The sequence below is a fragment of the Nocardia sp. 852002-20019_SCH5090214 genome (assembly GCF_001665865.1).
In the GTDB taxonomy this organism is placed as follows: Bacteria; Actinomycetota; Actinomycetes; order Mycobacteriales; family Mycobacteriaceae; genus Nocardia; species Nocardia nova.
In genome coordinates, this window is sequence record NZ_LZMK01000185.1 from 68,805 (window position 1) to 83,281 (window position 14,477).

The following is a 14,477-nucleotide window of genomic DNA, read 5'->3' on the forward strand; positions in this document are numbered from 1 at the left end:
CCAGTTCACGCCGCGGACCCCGTGCGGCGCCTCACCCGTTGCGGGTGAGCTCGTGCGCGACGCCACCGGACTCGAGGGCCGGACCGTTCACCGGCGATCCGTTCAGCCTTCGCCGGGCAGCTCGGTGAGGAAATCTGTTACAGCGCGCCATATTTCCTCGTGCGGTGCACCGTGCTGGGTCAGATCCCCCAGATCTCGCACCTTGTCGACGACGTGTCGTATCCGGACGAGCGCGACGGGATCCTGCTCCCAGTGTTCCCGGTCGACTCGCAGGGTTGCGACCAGCAGGTCACCCGGAAACAGATCGCCCGCGAGCAGCGGATCCCAGTTCAGCCGGACCAGCACGCGCGGCAGCAGTACGCCGACACCTACGCGTTGCTGCAGAAGGGAGCGCATATCCTCGACGGTCAGATCGCCGATCGGCTTGCGCCGCAGTTCGTCGACGGTGCGCATCAGGGCGGTCGCATCCGCCGGCAAGGCCGGCCACACGTCGTCTTCGAACTGGTCCACCGACAGGTCCTCGTCGGCATCCGCGCACACCGTCCACCTCCCGGCTTCGTGCCGGAAGAACAGGACGGCGACGTTGTCCGGTGCGTGGGTGATGCGCGCGAGGGCCACATCGCCGTAGACGCGGATACCGGATACCTCGAAAGCGGGCGCACCGATCGGATCGACCGGCGGCCCGTCGTAGTCCGGATCGGACACGTCGTCCAGGAATTGTTCGGCTTCTTCGGCGCACATCAACGCCGCCATCTCGCGAGGAATCCCGCGCTCGGTCGCCACCCAGAACTCGGTGATCAGCTCCGAGATCACAGACGCGTCGTCCACCGAAGATCTCATGCCGACATCCTGCCCCGAATCGCCGACCGGACTCCTGCCCGTGATGGGAAACCCGCACGCCGCTGGGCTCACGGCGGCGACGCGAGCGGCGCCACCGCGAACCACAACATTCGTCCTGTCGACGCTATCGGCGCCGCCCGCTCAGGTAGTCCGACACCACTGCCGCGCCCAGGCCGTCGAGATCCGGGGCGATGACGCGGCCGCCGCTGCGGCGGGCCATCAGGTCGACGAACGCGGCGAGCCTGGGGTTTTCGCCGAGGATGAACACCGAGACCGACGCACCGAGCTTCGCGAGGACGTCGACCTGGGCCATGGTGACCGCGAGGGTCCGCGAGTCGGGCGGCCAGTTGAAATACGAGCTGCCGTCGGGTTCCAGGTGGGCGGTGGGCTCGCCGTCGGTGACCACCAGGACCACCGGCACCGCGTCGGGGTGGCGGCGCAGGTGACGGGCGGCGAGCAACAGGGCGTGGTGCAGGTTGGTGCCCTGTTCCCAGACCGCCTCCAGGCCGGTCAGTTCCGCGATGTCGACCGTGGTGGCGTGGCGGCCGAAGGTCACGACTTCCAGTGCGTCGGAACGGAATCGGGTGCTGATCAGCTGATGCAGCGCCAGGGCGGTCCGCTTCATCGGCAGCCAGCGTCCGTCCTGCACCATCGACCACGACGTGTCGACACAGAGGGCCACCGCCGCGCGGGACCGCTGATCGGTTTCGGTGATCTCGACATCCGAGACCGACAGCGATACCCGGCGGCTACCCGTCGACGCCGACCGAAGAACCGCGTTTCGCACGGTCTTCGACACATCCCACGGTTCGGTGTCGCCGAAGCGCCACGGCCGCGTCGCGCCCGTGGGTTCGCCGGCCGCCCCGGCTGTCACCGTCGCCCGCTGTCCGCGCTGAGCGCGCAACCGCCCGATCACATCGCGCAGCGCCACCTCACCGAGACGGCGTAACGCCTTGGGCGTCAAGCGAAGCGACCCGTCGGGAGCACGTTCGAACAGACCCTGGCGGCGCAGTTCGCGTTCCAGCTCGGCCAGCCGCGCGGCGTCGACGGCGGCGTCGGCACCGAGCTGACGGGTGAGGGCGTCGAGGTCGATATCCTCGAGCCGGGCGCCGGGATAGGACTGGCCGAGTTGTTCGGCCAGCGCGTCCATTTCGGCCAGATCCTGCATCGCCTGTGCGCCCTCGCCGAGACCGAGCGGATCCTGGCCCCGGAACCGCTGCCCCGAATCCCAGTCCTCACCCGGACGCAGCGCGCGCAGCGCGGCATCCAGCGCCGAAACCTGTTCGGCGATACGCGGATCGCCGAAGGCCTGGCCGATCAGTTCGCTCAACTCCGCCTGCTGCTGCGGCGAGAGCGAATTCATCATCCGCTGAGCGGCGGCCGCCCGCGCCGCCAGCGCGTCGATCAATTCCTCGGTGTTGCGGGGGTTTTCGGGAAAGAACTCGCCGTGTTCGGCCATGAACTCCGCGAACTGGCGCTCGGTGTTCTCCCCGCGGGCGTGGGCGGCGAGCAGCTGGTTCAGATCCGACATCATCTGCCGCACCCGCTCGACATCCTCGGGCGTGGCATTCTCGAGCGCCTGCTTCATTCCCTGGAAGCGGGAGTCGAGCAGTTCGCGGCCGAGCAGTTCCCGTATCCGCTCGTAGTTGGCGCGCCCCGTCTCCGAGCGCCACTGGTAGTCGGCGAGTTCGGTCACCGCGGCGGCGGTACTCGACGGCAGCGCGTCGAGTTGCGCCTCCGCGAAGCGGGCATCATCGGCCGGGTCGGGGAACAGCGCGGTGCGTTCGGCCTCCAATGCCTGGTCGAGCAGTTCCCGCACCTGCTGCAAGGTACCGTCGAGGCGGTGCTGCCGGGTGAGCTCGGCACGGCGTTGCCACAACCGCCGGGTCAGCTCGTCCAGCCCGGGCGTGCGGCCGGTGCCGCGGCGCAGCAGCTCCTCCAGGGCGGTGCGCGGGGAGCTGCCGTCCATCACGTCGCGGCCGATGGAATCCAGCGCCTCCCGGAGATCGACCGGCGGCGCTAGCGGGTCGGGACCGTCGTGATAGGGGCCGTAGGAGTAGCGGTCGGGGGTCGTCATGAGCCGTAGGTCGCTGTGCCGTCGTCGGAATCCTTGGCCAGCTGACGACTCAAATACAGTGACTCCAAAGCGAATTCGACGGCCGCGGCGATACGCGCCGGCGAATCGGTGGACTGGGTGCCGAGCCGCTCGGCCACCCGCGCCAGCACCGGCAGCTCGGGCAGCGCCGAGAGCACCTCCTGGCCCGGCACCCGTTCGCCGGTGGTGACCGGATGGCCGGCGCTCACCGCCTCGGCGAGCGGTCGCAGATCCACCCCGGCCAGCCGCCGGCGTGCCGTCTCGGCGAAGGCGCGCCGCAGCAGATGGGTGAGGTGCTCGGTTTCGCGGCCCTCCTCGCCGGATTCGAATTCCACCTTGCCGCGCAGCACCGCGGGCACCGACTCCAGGTCCACCGGGCGGGCGACGGCGGGATGTTCACCGGTCAGCGCGGTCCGGCGCAGTGCGGCGGCGGCCACGGTCTCGGCAGCCGCCACCGCGAAGCGCGCCGAGACACCGGAACGCTGATCGACCGCCGGCGATTCCCGCAGCTGGCGCACGAAGCGGGCCAGAACCTCGAGCAGCGGATCGCCGACCTCGGCGACCAGCTCGGCCTCCTGGCGCACCAGCGCGGTCTCGGCCTCCACATCGAGCGGATAGTGGGTGCGGATCTCGGCGCCGAAGCGGTCTTTGAGCGGAGTGATGATGCGGCCGCGGTTGGTGTAGTCCTCCGGGTTGGCGGTGGCGACCAGCAGCACGTCCAGCGGCAGCCGCAGCGTGTAACCGCGCACCTGGATGTCGCGTTCCTCCATCACGTTCAGCAGCGCGACCTGGATCCGTTCGGCGAGGTCGGGCAATTCGTTGATGGCGACGATGCCGCGGTGGGCGCGCGGGACCAGCCCGAAGTGGATGGTTTCCGGATCGCCCAGACTGCGGCCCTCGGCCACCTTCACCGGGTCGACATCGCCGATCAGGTCGCCGACCGAGGTGTCGGGTGTGGCGAGCTTCTCGGCGTAGCGTTCGCTGCGGTGACGCCACGCCACCGGCAGGTCGTCGCCCAGTTCGGCCGCGAGCCGCCGGCCCGCCGGGCTGATCGGCGCCAGCGGATGTTCGCCGAGTTCGGCGCCGTCGATCACCGGCGTCCATTCGTCGAGCAACCCCACCAGGGTGCGCAGCAGCCGGGTCTTGCCCTGGCCTCGCTCGCCGAGCAGGACCACGTCGTGGCCGGCGAGCAGCGCCCGTTCCAGTTGCGGGACGACGGTGCGGTCGAAGCCGACGATGCCGGGCCACGGATCGGTCCCGGATCGCAGTGCGGCGAGAAGATTCTCGCGGATTTCGGATTTCACCCCGCGCGGCTGATAACCGGCGGCGCGCAGTTCGCCCGCGGTGGCGGGCAGATGCTGAGGAACACTCACCCCAGCGACGCTACGACGATCTTGCGAGTCCGACAACGATTGTGTCGGCTCACTTCGCGGCGGCGGGCGGGGCGGGCAGGCTGTGCAAGGCGCCGACCACGGTGGAATGGATGGGCAATTCGGCGGTCAACGGGTCGACCGCCGCCATCCGCGCGATCGTCGGCGTGCGGCTGACCAGGCAGATCGCGACACCACGTCGACGCTGGTCGGCGGCCTCCTCGGCCAATACGACCAGTGCGCGCCAACCCAGGAAGCCGAGCCCGCCGGTATCCACGACGAGCGGCCCGCCGTGGGCTGCCGCGAGCGCCGCACCCTGGTGTACGAGGCGGCGCCAATCATCGAGAGTGCACGCATCGGCCTCGCCTCGCACCGACAGGACGACCGCGGCTCCGTGGGTGCGCATGATCGCACTGAGCCGGGCCTCGGGGCGACCCGGGACGGGAAGGGAACGGTGATGACCGATTCGGAATGTGGCGTTCGTCTTCATGTGCGATCTCCCAGGCGAAATCGACATGTGCAGTGCCCCGCTTTTTCGAGGCAAATCCCGCTGTCACATTTCTAACAAAGACGAAGCGGTCTGTATAGCCCGTCGGCGTACGGTTGCCGACCGCGACGCTGGGTAGCCGAGACTCGACTGTCCCACGCATGTGAGGAGCCCCCGCAATGCAGATCGGTTACAAACTGGCGTCGGAATCCTATGGGCCGCGCGAACTGATCCGACAGGCGATTCGTGCCGAGGCGGCCGGATTCGACTTCGTGGAAATGAGCGATCACTATCATCCGTGGCTCGACAATCAGGGCCACTCCCCCTTCACCTGGACGGTCTTCGGCGCCATCGCCGAACGCACCGAACGCATCCGCCTGGTCACCGGCGTCACCTGCCCCACCATCCGGTATCACCCGGCGATCGTGGCGCAGGCCGCGGCCACCTTGGCGCTGGTGTCGGACGGACGCTTCGATCTCGGGGTCGGCTCCGGTGAGCGGCTCAACGAACACGTGGTGGGCCGGGAGTTCCCGCCGATCGATATCCGCCAGCGCATGTTGCGCGAGGCCCTCGAGATCATCCGGCTGCTCTGGCGCGGCGGGTATCACACGTATCGCGGTGAGTACCTGTCGATTTCGGACGCGCGGGTGTTCGACCTGCCCGAGCGGCTGCCCGACATCATCGTCGCCGCCGGTGGCCCCGACGCCGCCCGCCTCGCCGCCGAACTCGGCGACGGGCTGTTCGCGACCGACCCCGAAGCGCAGATCGTCGACACCTATCGCGGCGCCGGCGGGCGCGGCGGCGGCTACGCCGAGGTCGGAATGGCCTGGGCCCCCGACGAACAGACCGCGGCGCAGGCCGCATTGGACACCACCCGCTGGGCACTCACGGGATGGAAGGTGATGAGCGAGTTGCCGAATCCGGTGAATTTCGCCGCGGCGACCACCACCGTGCGGCGCGACGATATTCTCGAACAATTCGCGTGCGGTTCCGATCCGAAACGCTATCTGGAAGTCGCGCAGCAATATGTGGATGCCGGATTCGATCATCTGGTGATGCAGAACGCCGGACCCGATCCGGAAGGATTCATCGACTTCTATCGCAGCGAACTCGATGCCCCCCTGCGAGAATTGACTCCGGCGAGCTGAAATTCGACGGCCGGCGCGCAACTCGAGGGTCCGGCAATACGATTGCCGGACCCTCGCCGTGCCCCGTGCGGTGATACTCAGGCGGTGCTGCCGTGCCGGCGCAACCGCCGGAATTCCACCGTCACCGGATAACCGGCCACCGCCGAATCGAAGGGTGCCGTGGTGGCCTCTAGCGAGTCGGTGATGGAGGTGAGCACATGCCAGCCCAGTCCGTCCCGGTGCAGCGCCTCCGGCGTGACCGCTACCGCGGTCACCGCCACCGACATCCGGTCACCGTCGTAGCCGAAATCGCATTCGATCGACGATCCGGGCACGGCGCGTTCGATCAGCGCGGTGGCGATCTCGTCCAGCGCCACCCGTATATCGGTCACCTCGTCGAGTGCGAATTCGGCCATCAAAGCGACCGTTTCGGCCAGAGCGCGCAGCATGAGCAACTGGCGCGCTTGGGCGAGTACTCGCACGCCGACGACCGAACCCGCAGGCGCCGGGTCCGCCGACGGCGAAATCCACTCGCTCAAGGACACGTCATCTCCTTCCGCCCCGCAGGCGCGTCTCCGCATTTTCCGCTCGTCGTCGCCGATACCCTGCCATCCGGGGAACCAAACGTCGGAGGGGGACCGGGCAGGCGGCGGTCCGCGATTGACGGCGGCATCGCCGGGTACCCGCAGGCCGAGCGGGTATGCGCCGTTCCGGTGCGGCCCCGAGGAGGAGGTGCGGATGCGGCGCGGCGGTGTCGTGGCGGAAGCGGCGGCCTGGTGGCTGATCTGTGTGCTCATCTGGCAAGCCACGGTGACGGTCGCGGCGTGGGAGGAGTTGATCGCCGCCGCGGTGCCGGCGCTGCCGTGCGCGGTGGCCGCGTGCGCGGCGCGACGTGCGGTCGGCGGGAGTTGGCGGCCCCCGGCCCGGTTGCCGCAGTGGGTGGCGCGCACCGCCCTCACCGTGGTTCGAGACGGCGCCGGAGCACTCGCGCTGGTGGCGCGCGGTCGGCGTCCGGCCGGGCGGTTCATCGAATTACCCTTGCCCGCAACCGGTTCGACCGCACAGCGAGACGGACGGGAAGCGGCCGCGACGATTCTGCTCTCGGCGACACCCGGTTCCCTGGTGGTCTACTCCGATCCCGAACATTCCCGGATCAGGCTGCACACCCTGCCGCTGCCCGAGTCCGCGCTGCAACGCGCGGTCCGCGACCCGGACCTGCGACGCTGATGTGGACCGTCGCCTCGATCGCCCTGCTGGCGGGCGCCCTGCCGCCGGGAATCTGGTTGTCCGCACGCGGTATCGCGGCCCACCGGCTGGTCGGAATGCAAATGGTCGGAACAGTCGCGGTGCTGGCGCTGATCACGATCAGCCTCGCCGTTCGCCGCCCCGATTATCTGATCGTGGCGACGGTGCTGGCATTGCTCGCCTTCGCCGGAACCCTGGTGTTCACCCGGTTGACCGGGGCCGGCGATGACTGATGCCGCCACGATCGCGGCCGGCGTCGTACTCGGCGCGGCGGTCGTGGTGGCGGTGGCGGCGTCCTGGTCGGCGCTGCGACCGCGCGGGGTGTACGCGCGGCTGCACTATCCCGGCATGCTCGCGTCGGTGACCGGGCCGCTGCTGACACTGGCGGTCCTGCTGGACTACGGCGCCGGTCTCACCACCGCGATCGTCGCCCTCACCGCGGCACTGCTATGGGTCACCGCGCCGGTGTCGTCGGCGGCGATCGGCAAGCTGAATGTCGTTCTGGGCGAACGGAAATCGTGATGGACGTACTGATCATCCTCGCACTGGTCCTGGTGGCGGTAGCGGCCACCGTCGTGGTCTGCACCGAGAACCCGCAGCGCCAGGCGGTGACGCTGGGCGTCTACGGGGCGCTGTTGTCGCCACTGTTCCTGCTGCTCGGCGCACCCGACGTCGCACTGTCGCAGATCGCGGTCGGCACCGCGGTGGTGCCACTGATGGTGTTGCTGGCCGTGCGGTCGGTGCGCCGGCGGAGACGCTCGTGAGCACCCGGGCGCGCCTCGTGGTGGTCGCCGCCGGAGCCCTCGGACTGGGTGTCGCGCTGATCGTCGCGATACTGCGAATTCCGAGTTTCGGCAACGACTTCCACCCCTACCGCGATGCCGCGGTGACCGAGGCGCTGCACCGCAACAGCCCGAATGTGGTGTCCTCCATCAACTTCGATCAGCGCGGGTTCGACACCCTCGGCGAGGAAGCCATCCTGGTGGCGGCCGTGGTCGGGGCCGCCACACTGCTGCGCCGCACCTCCCAGCCCCGGCCACCGCGTGCGGCGATCGACCCGTCGTCGCGTCCACCGCTGCTGGCCGCCACCCGCCTGGCCGGCTATGTCCTGCTGCCGGTGACCTTGCTGATCGGCGCCGACGTCGTCGTGCACGGCCACCTGACCCCCGGCGGCGGCTTTCAGGGCGGGGTGGTGCTGGCCACCGGCCTGCACCTCTTATATGTGGCCGGCGACTATCGCGCACTGCGGCGGGTCCGGCCGCTGGTCTGGTACGAGACGGGGGAAGCGGTCGGCATGGGCGCGGTCCTCGCACTCGGCGCCGCCGGGCTGGCGGCCGGCACCGGATTCCTGTCCAACTTCCTGCCGAAGGGCACGAGCGGACATCTGTTCTCCGCGGGCACCGTCGCGCTGTTCAGCTGCGCGGTCGGCATCGCGGTGGGCAGCGGCATCGTCGTACTGCTCGCCCAGTTCCTCGACGAGTATCTGGGCGCCGACGAAGGGGCGAGATGAGCGTATTCCCGTATCTGGTCGCGGTGTGGATCCTGCTGATGGGACTGTTCGGCGTCGTCCGCAGCCGCCATCTGGTCCACACCGTGGTGTGCGTATCGGTGACCCAGTCGAGTACGTACGTGCTGCTGCTGGCCGTCGGATATCGGAAGGGGGCGACCGCGCCCATTTTCGGGCAGGCCAATCCGCCCGGTTCGCCGGTGGTGGACCCGGTGGTGCAGGCCATGGCCCTGACCGACATCGTGGTGTCGGCGACGGTGAGCGCGCTGCTGCTGGCGCTGGTGATCCAGGTGGCCAAGCGGCACGGCACCGTGGTGCCCGATGAGCTGCACGCCCTGCGCGGCTGATGGGCGGTTCCGCGAGCGCGCTGCCGCCGTTGATCGTCACGGTGCCGATCGCCGGCGCCTGCGTACTGCTGCTCCTCGGGCGGATCGCACCCCGTCGCCCTGTCGACGCCCTGGCGCTGCTCACCGCATTGGCCACCGCGATCCTGGCCGGGTGGCTGCTGGCCGCGACGGGGTCGGGCGCGGTGGTGACCTGGGTCGGCGGCTGGCACCCCGGGCCGCGGTTCGCGGTGGGCATCGTGCTGATCGCCGACCGGCTGGGCGCGGCCATGGTGCTGCTGATCGCCGTGCTCGCGACCACGGCGCTGCTGTTCGGCTGGCGCTATTTCGACACCGTGCGCGCGCACTATCCGGCTCTGCTGTTGCTGTTCACCGCGGGCATGGCGGGCTACGCCCTCACCGGCGACTTGTTCGACATGTTCGTCTTCTTCGAGCTGATGAGCGTGGCCGCGTACGCCCTGACCGGTCTCGAGATCGAGGAGCCCGAAGCAGTGCAGGACGGCTTGAACTTCGCGGTCGTCAATTCGCTGGGCGCCTATCTGTGCCTGTTCGGCATCGGACTGCTCTACGCGCGAACCGGTCAGCTGGGTCTGCCGCAGTTGAGCCTGGCGCTGTCGCAGCGCACGCCGGATGCGCTGGTGCTCATCGCATTCGGGCTGATCGCGACGGGCTGGCTGGTGAAAGCGGCGGCGGTGCCGTTTCATTTCTGGCTGGCCGACGCGCACGCGGTCGCCCCCACTCCGGTGTGCGTCCTGTTCTCGGGCGCGATGGCGCCGCTGGGGATCTACGGTGTGGCGCGGGTCTATTGGGCAGTGTTCGACACCGTGCTGCCGGCCGCGGGCGTCCATCGGATGATGCTGGTGCTGGCCGTGTGCACCGCGCTGCTGGGCACCGTGATGTGTGTCCTGCAGCGCCATATCAAGCGACTGCTCGCCTATTCGACCATCGCGCACATCGGACTGTTCCTGCTCGGCCTGGCCGCATTGACTCCGGAGGGCGTGGCGGCCGCGGCGGTGTATCTGGCCGGGCACGCCGCGGTGAAGGGCGCGCTGTTCCTCATGGCGGGAATTCTGTTGTCGCGGTATCGATCTCTCGACGAGGTGCGGCTGTACGGTCGCGCCCGGCGACACCGGGTGGTGGGCGCGGCGTTCCTGCTGGGCGGACTCATGCTGAGCGGAATTCCGCTGTCGGGCACCGGTTTCGGTAAATCGCTGCTGGAGGAGTCCGCGCATTCGGTACCGCTGACCGTGCTCGTGGTCGCGGTGTCGGCGCTGACCGGCGCCGCTGTGCTGCGGGTGGGGTTGCGCGTATTCTTCGGCGTCGGCCGTCCACCCCGGCCGGCGTCGGAGGCGGACGAAACCACCGGTGCGCACGAGACTCCCGATGCCGACACCCCGCCCGGCCGCATTCCGGCGACGATGCTCGCGGCGGTGTTCGCGCTGTTGAGTGCCGGTGTGCTGAGCGGACTTCCGGGACGATTCGGCCGTGAAGTGGCCGCGGCGGCCGCGCAATTCTGCGATCGGATCGGCTATCGAGACCGGGCGTTGTCGGGAGTCGTCTCGGCGCAGTCCGCGCCGGACCTGAGCTGGACGCTGCACGGAACGATCCTCGGCCTGGTGTCCGCCGGGGCCGCGGTGACGCTCGCCCTGCTCGGCATCCACCGGCGAAACAGACTGGGCGACAATACTTCTCGATCATCCGCGGTGATGGCGGTGCGGCAGGGACTGCACCGATTGCACAGCGGGCATCTGGGCGACTACGCGGCGTGGCTGGTGTTCGGCTGCGCGGCCGTCATCGGACTGCTGTGGGTGGGATGAGGCGGTCTACTCCCCCGGCGCCTCGAGCCGGCCCAGCACATGCCGCAGCGCCGGTTCGAGACGGTCGGTGCGGAAGTGATGGCCCGTGGCCAGCAGCCGGGCCGGCTCCACCCGCTGACTCGCCGCGGCCAGCTCCCGCGCGCCCTGCCCGCCCAGCAGCAGCGCCGGACCGACCTGCGGCACCGGCAGAATCGCGGGCCGGTGGACGACGCGGGCCAGCGTGCGGGTGTATTCGGCGTTGCGGACGGGATGCGGTGCCACCGCGTTCACCGGACCCGACAGCGCGGTATCCCACAGCGCGCGGTGGTAGATGTCGATCATGTCGTCGATGCCGATCCACGACATCCATTGCCGCCCACCGGCGATGGGCCCGCCCAATCCGGCACTGAACAACGGCCGCAACAAGCGCAGCAGCCCGCCGGCCGGCGACTGCACCAGCCCGGTCCGCACCCGCACCACCCGGACCCCGGCCTCGCGGGCGGGCCGATCGGCGTCCTCCCAGGCCGAGACCACCTCGGCCAGAAATCCGTCACCGGCCGGACTGTCCTCGGTGAGCACGCGATCGCCGAGGTCGTAGCCGTAATAGCCGATCGCGGAGGCCCCGACGAAGGTCGGCAATCCGGTTCGCGCGGCCAGCTCCGCGAGCGCGCGCGTGGGTCCCACGCGGCTGTCGCGCACGCGGCGTTTGTGCTCGTCGGTGAACCGGCCCGCGATCGGCGCCCCGGCCAGATGGATCAGCGCGTCCACTCCGTCCAGCAGATCGGCGGCGGGCGCGGCCGGATCCCACTGCCGCTCGTCGCGTTCGCGCGCGGTCCCGCGCACCAGCCGGATCACGCGATGGCCGCCGGTTCGCAGAAATGCGGTCAGGGCCGTCCCGACCAGTCCCGAGGCGCCGGTGATCGCGATGGTCGACGATCGCAGGCCGTTCTCGGCGGCCCGGGCGTGGGCCGCCAGATCACCGGCCAGCTGCCGGTGACGGTATTCGAACATGGGCCGCAGCAGCGCGGCGGGCACGGGCGTATCCACCTCGTCGACGATCCGGGTGCGCCCCGCGTCGACGGCCTCGAAGCCGTGGGTGTGGCGCCACGGCACCACGTGCGCGAAGGCCGAGGCGGGGCCCTCGGCGACGAGTTCGTCGGCGAAACGGTGCGGCGGGTCGTAGGCGACCGGGTCGTGGCGGGCCACCCAGCGCAGGTTGCCGGGCAGCGCCAGTTCGGCGCGCCCGTCCTTCAGCGATCCCGCCTCGCGGACCACCCGCACCGGTTGCCACGGCGGCGCCAGCCTGGTCAGCGCACCGGGCCGGGTGAACCATTCGAAGACCTCGGCCTGCGGAAAGTCCACGACATTCGCCGATTCGAAACCCATGAGGCGGCAGTACCCCCGCCACACCGGCCCGAAACTGCCGGCCACCGGCACCGCCGGGCGGCGTCGCCGTTCTCACCGCAGCGGGTCGCCCCACGTCGTCCGCTCCCGCAACGCGGCCTTGAGCAGTTTGCCGCCGGCGTTGCGCGGCAACGGCTCGCCCACCACGGTCACATACTGCGGCACTTTGAAGTCGGCCAGCCGTTCCCGGCAGTGCTCGATCAGAGTGGGGATGTCGAGCCCGTCCGGATCGGGGACCACCACGGCGCCGACCTTCTCCCCCATGACCGCGTCCGGCACGGCGAGTACGGCGGCGTCGGTGACACCCGGCGCCGCGAGCAGGACCGCTTCGACCTCGACGCTGGAGACGTTCTCCCCGCCACGGTTGATGATGTCCTTGATCCGGTCGACGATGTGCACCCGCCCCGCGTCGTCGACGCGGACCACGTCACCGGTGTGCAGCCAGCCGTCGATGATGGTGACGGCGTCGGCCTCGGGCCGATTCCAATAGCAGCCGGTGACATTCGCCCCGCGCACGACCAGTTCGCCGACGCCGGGCTCCTCGCCCAGCGGGGCGATGCCGAGCTGGACGGAGGGCACCGCGTAGCCGACCGAATCGGCGTGGTCGACGGCGTCGCCGTCGGGCAGCACCGTCATCAGCGACGCGGTCTCGGTCATGCCGTATCCGTTGAAGACCTGGGCGTTGGGAAACGCCTCTTTCAACGACAGCACCAGCGACGGTGCGATCGGCGCGCCGCCGTAGCCCACCCAGCGCACGGTGGCGGTGTCCGCGCCGGCGAAGTCGGGGTGCCGCAACATCAGCGCATAGACCGCCGGCACCGTCACCAGGAACGAAATCCGCTCCGTCGACAGCGCGGCGATCAGCTCTGGAACACCGAGCGCCGGCATGATCACCGCGGTGCCACCGAGATGGACGGCGGTCAGCAGCTGGGAGTTGCAGCCGGTCACGTGGAACAGCGGCACAGAGATCAGCGTCCGCATACCCTCGCCGATATCGCGTGGCAGTCCGATGCAGCGCACCATGTTCTCGGCATTGGTCACGAACGCCTCGTGCGTGGTGGGCACACCCTTGGGATGGCCCGTGGTGCCCGAGGTGTAAAAGATCGCCGCGCTGTCGGAAGCCGAAAGATCCTGCGTCACAACCGGATCGCCGTCGGGAAGGGGTACGCCGGGAGCGAGGTCGATCCGTGCGCCCGAATCCGCCAGCACGAACTCGACCTCCGGCCCGGCCGAGCGGATGTTGACCGCGACGGCGATTCCGCCCGCCATCACCGTGCCCCAGAAGGCGAGCACCCAGTCGACCCCGGCCGGATACCGCACCGCGACACGGTCTCCGCGTTCCAATCCGGCCGCACGCAGACCGCCGGCGACCCGAGCGGCACGCTCCCACAACTGCCGATAGGTCAGGCGATCCGCTCCGAGTTCGACGACCGCTTCACTCTCGGGCCGCGTCTCCACCTGGGCGCGCAGCATATCCAGCAGTGTCGCCGGGAGGCCGGTGTAGTGCGCGACACCGTCACGTTCGGCGATGCCGGTGCGCGGAAAGGGATTGTCGCGGCGCGAAATCTCGATCACCGCGGGTTCGGTTGTCATCAGTGCATCTCCTCGATCGGCCGCGTTCGCACTTCGCCGGGCGCGCAACACATCACGGCCCGTGCAGAGCTCAGGCACCGAAATAGCGGCGCGGGTTGTGGACGAGCATGGTGTCGATCTGCTCGTCGGTGACGCCACGCGCCCGCAGCGCCGGCAGCACGTCGTCGCTGATATGGGTGAAGTTCCAGTTCGGCACGGCGGCGGCCTTGCCCTCCTCGGAGAACCAGTCGATGAAACACGCCGCGTCGTGGGCGAGGACCATCTTCTCGGCGTACCCCCGCTCGACCAGTCGCACCACGGTGTCGACTCGCTGCTCGAACGGCAGCAAGACGTCGAGTCCGAATCGGTCCATGCCGAGATAGGAGCCGGCGTCGGCGAGTGCGCACAGATAATCCAGATCGGTGCTGTCGCCCGAGTGCCCGATGACGACCTTGCCGAGATCCACCCCCTCCTCCGCGAGCACCTTCTGCGCGATCGAGGAACAGGGCCTGACGCCCGGAGTCGAGCGGGTGATGCGCGCGGTCGGCCAGGCCCACGTGGAGACCGGGGCGCCGGTCACGGTGCACACGAACGTCCACAACCAGTCCGGCCTGATCGCGCAGAAGGTGCTCGCGGAGGAGGGGGTGGATCTCGGCAAGGTCGTCATCGGGCACTCGGGCGACAGCCGCG

General features: G+C 69.7%; 16 protein-coding genes and 1 pseudogene. 9 read left to right on the forward strand and 8 right to left on the reverse strand.

All coding sequences use genetic code 11. The annotated features are described in order from the left end of the window. Window positions 1–102: 102 nt before the first annotated feature. The 4 genes from A5780_RS40965 to A5780_RS14640 all read right to left on the reverse strand — a co-directional run bounded on the left by A5780_RS40965 (window position 103) and on the right by A5780_RS14640 (window position 4,711). On the reverse strand, window positions 103–840 hold the full coding sequence (locus A5780_RS40965; RefSeq protein ID WP_231982957.1) for a contact-dependent growth inhibition system immunity protein: 738 nt from the start codon (window positions 838–840) through the stop codon (window positions 103–105). A gap of 124 nt (window positions 841–964) precedes the next feature. Further along, window positions 965–2,917, reverse strand: a complete 1,953-nt coding sequence (locus tag A5780_RS14630; RefSeq protein WP_064908693.1) for a VWA domain-containing protein — start codon at window positions 2,915–2,917, stop codon at window positions 965–967. Beyond that, on the reverse strand, window positions 2,914–4,308 hold the full coding sequence (locus A5780_RS14635; protein WP_064906945.1) for an ATP-binding protein: 1,395 nt from the start codon (window positions 4,306–4,308) through the stop codon (window positions 2,914–2,916). Before A5780_RS14635 ends, A5780_RS14630 begins: the two co-directional genes overlap by 4 nt. Before the next feature lie 49 nt (window positions 4,309–4,357). Beyond that, window positions 4,358–4,711, reverse strand: a complete 354-nt coding sequence (locus A5780_RS14640) for an STAS domain-containing protein (protein ID WP_146101037.1) — start codon at window positions 4,709–4,711, stop codon at window positions 4,358–4,360. A gap of 260 nt (window positions 4,712–4,971) precedes the next feature. Here A5780_RS14640 and A5780_RS14645 point away from each other — a divergent pair, with 260 nt between their 5' ends. Next, window positions 4,972–5,940 (forward strand): TIGR03557 family F420-dependent LLM class oxidoreductase, encoded by a 969-nt coding sequence (locus tag A5780_RS14645; protein WP_063019190.1) that lies wholly within the window; start codon window positions 4,972–4,974, stop codon window positions 5,938–5,940. 77 nt (window positions 5,941–6,017) lie between these two features. On the opposite strand, the gene A5780_RS14650 is transcribed toward A5780_RS14645, so the two are convergent. After that, entirely contained in the window at window positions 6,018–6,464 is a 447-nt protein-coding gene (locus tag A5780_RS14650; RefSeq protein ID WP_227463021.1) for an ATP-binding protein, read from the reverse strand. A 193-nt stretch (window positions 6,465–6,657) separates the two neighbouring features. Here A5780_RS14650 and A5780_RS14655 point away from each other — a divergent pair, with 193 nt between their 5' ends. From A5780_RS14655 to A5780_RS14685, 7 genes are read left to right on the forward strand one after another with little or no spacing between them, the layout of a single operon-like run. Further along, on the forward strand, window positions 6,658–7,146 hold the full coding sequence (locus A5780_RS14655) for a Na+/H+ antiporter subunit E (protein ID WP_064908694.1): 489 nt from the start codon (window positions 6,658–6,660) through the stop codon (window positions 7,144–7,146). Continuing rightward, window positions 7,146–7,397: an MrpF/PhaF family protein gene (locus A5780_RS14660; protein WP_030518389.1), complete on the forward strand. Its 252-nt coding sequence runs from the start codon at window positions 7,146–7,148 to the stop codon at window positions 7,395–7,397. The genes A5780_RS14655 and A5780_RS14660 overlap by 1 nt, the downstream gene beginning before the upstream one ends. Next, entirely contained in the window at window positions 7,390–7,686 is a 297-nt protein-coding gene (locus A5780_RS14665) for a monovalent cation/H(+) antiporter subunit G (protein WP_063018962.1), read from the forward strand. The genes A5780_RS14660 and A5780_RS14665 overlap by 8 nt, the downstream gene beginning before the upstream one ends. Then, entirely contained in the window at window positions 7,686–7,928 is a 243-nt protein-coding gene (locus A5780_RS14670; RefSeq protein ID WP_064906952.1) for a DUF4040 domain-containing protein, read from the forward strand. Before A5780_RS14665 ends, A5780_RS14670 begins: the two co-directional genes overlap by 1 nt. Next, window positions 7,925–8,674, forward strand: coding sequence for a hydrogen gas-evolving membrane-bound hydrogenase subunit E (mbhE, locus tag A5780_RS14675; RefSeq protein WP_064908695.1), 750 nt, complete (start codon window positions 7,925–7,927; stop codon window positions 8,672–8,674). The genes A5780_RS14670 and mbhE overlap by 4 nt, the downstream gene beginning before the upstream one ends. Continuing rightward, entirely contained in the window at window positions 8,671–9,018 is a 348-nt protein-coding gene (locus tag A5780_RS14680; RefSeq protein WP_063018968.1) for a sodium:proton antiporter, read from the forward strand. Before mbhE ends, A5780_RS14680 begins: the two co-directional genes overlap by 4 nt. After that, a complete protein-coding gene (locus A5780_RS14685; protein WP_064908696.1) occupies window positions 9,018–10,832 on the forward strand; it encodes a complex I subunit 5 family protein in 1,815 nt (604 codons plus the stop codon). The genes A5780_RS14680 and A5780_RS14685 overlap by 1 nt, the downstream gene beginning before the upstream one ends. Window positions 10,833–10,838: 6 nt before the next feature. Here A5780_RS14685 and A5780_RS14690 read toward each other — a convergent pair whose 3' ends face one another. The 3 genes from A5780_RS14690 to A5780_RS14700 all read right to left on the reverse strand — a co-directional run bounded on the left by A5780_RS14690 (window position 10,839) and on the right by A5780_RS14700 (window position 14,253). After that, the gene (locus A5780_RS14690; protein ID WP_063018972.1) at window positions 10,839–12,197 is read right to left on the reverse strand and encodes a TIGR01777 family oxidoreductase; all 1,359 of its coding nucleotides are present in this window, start codon (window positions 12,195–12,197) and stop codon (window positions 10,839–10,841) included. Window positions 12,198–12,269: 72 nt separating this feature from the next. Beyond that, window positions 12,270–13,790, reverse strand: coding sequence for a class I adenylate-forming enzyme family protein (locus A5780_RS14695; RefSeq protein WP_064908708.1), 1,521 nt, complete (start codon window positions 13,788–13,790; stop codon window positions 12,270–12,272). Window positions 13,791–13,878: 88 nt separating this feature from the next. Continuing rightward, window positions 13,879–14,253: a hypothetical protein gene (locus A5780_RS14700; RefSeq protein ID WP_369829525.1), complete on the reverse strand. Its 375-nt coding sequence runs from the start codon at window positions 14,251–14,253 to the stop codon at window positions 13,879–13,881. 22 nt (window positions 14,254–14,275) lie between these two features. Between A5780_RS14700 and A5780_RS39140 the strand changes: the two are divergent. Next, window positions 14,276–14,477 (forward strand): annotated as a pseudogene (locus tag A5780_RS39140) (phosphotriesterase-related protein); the annotation flags it as partial.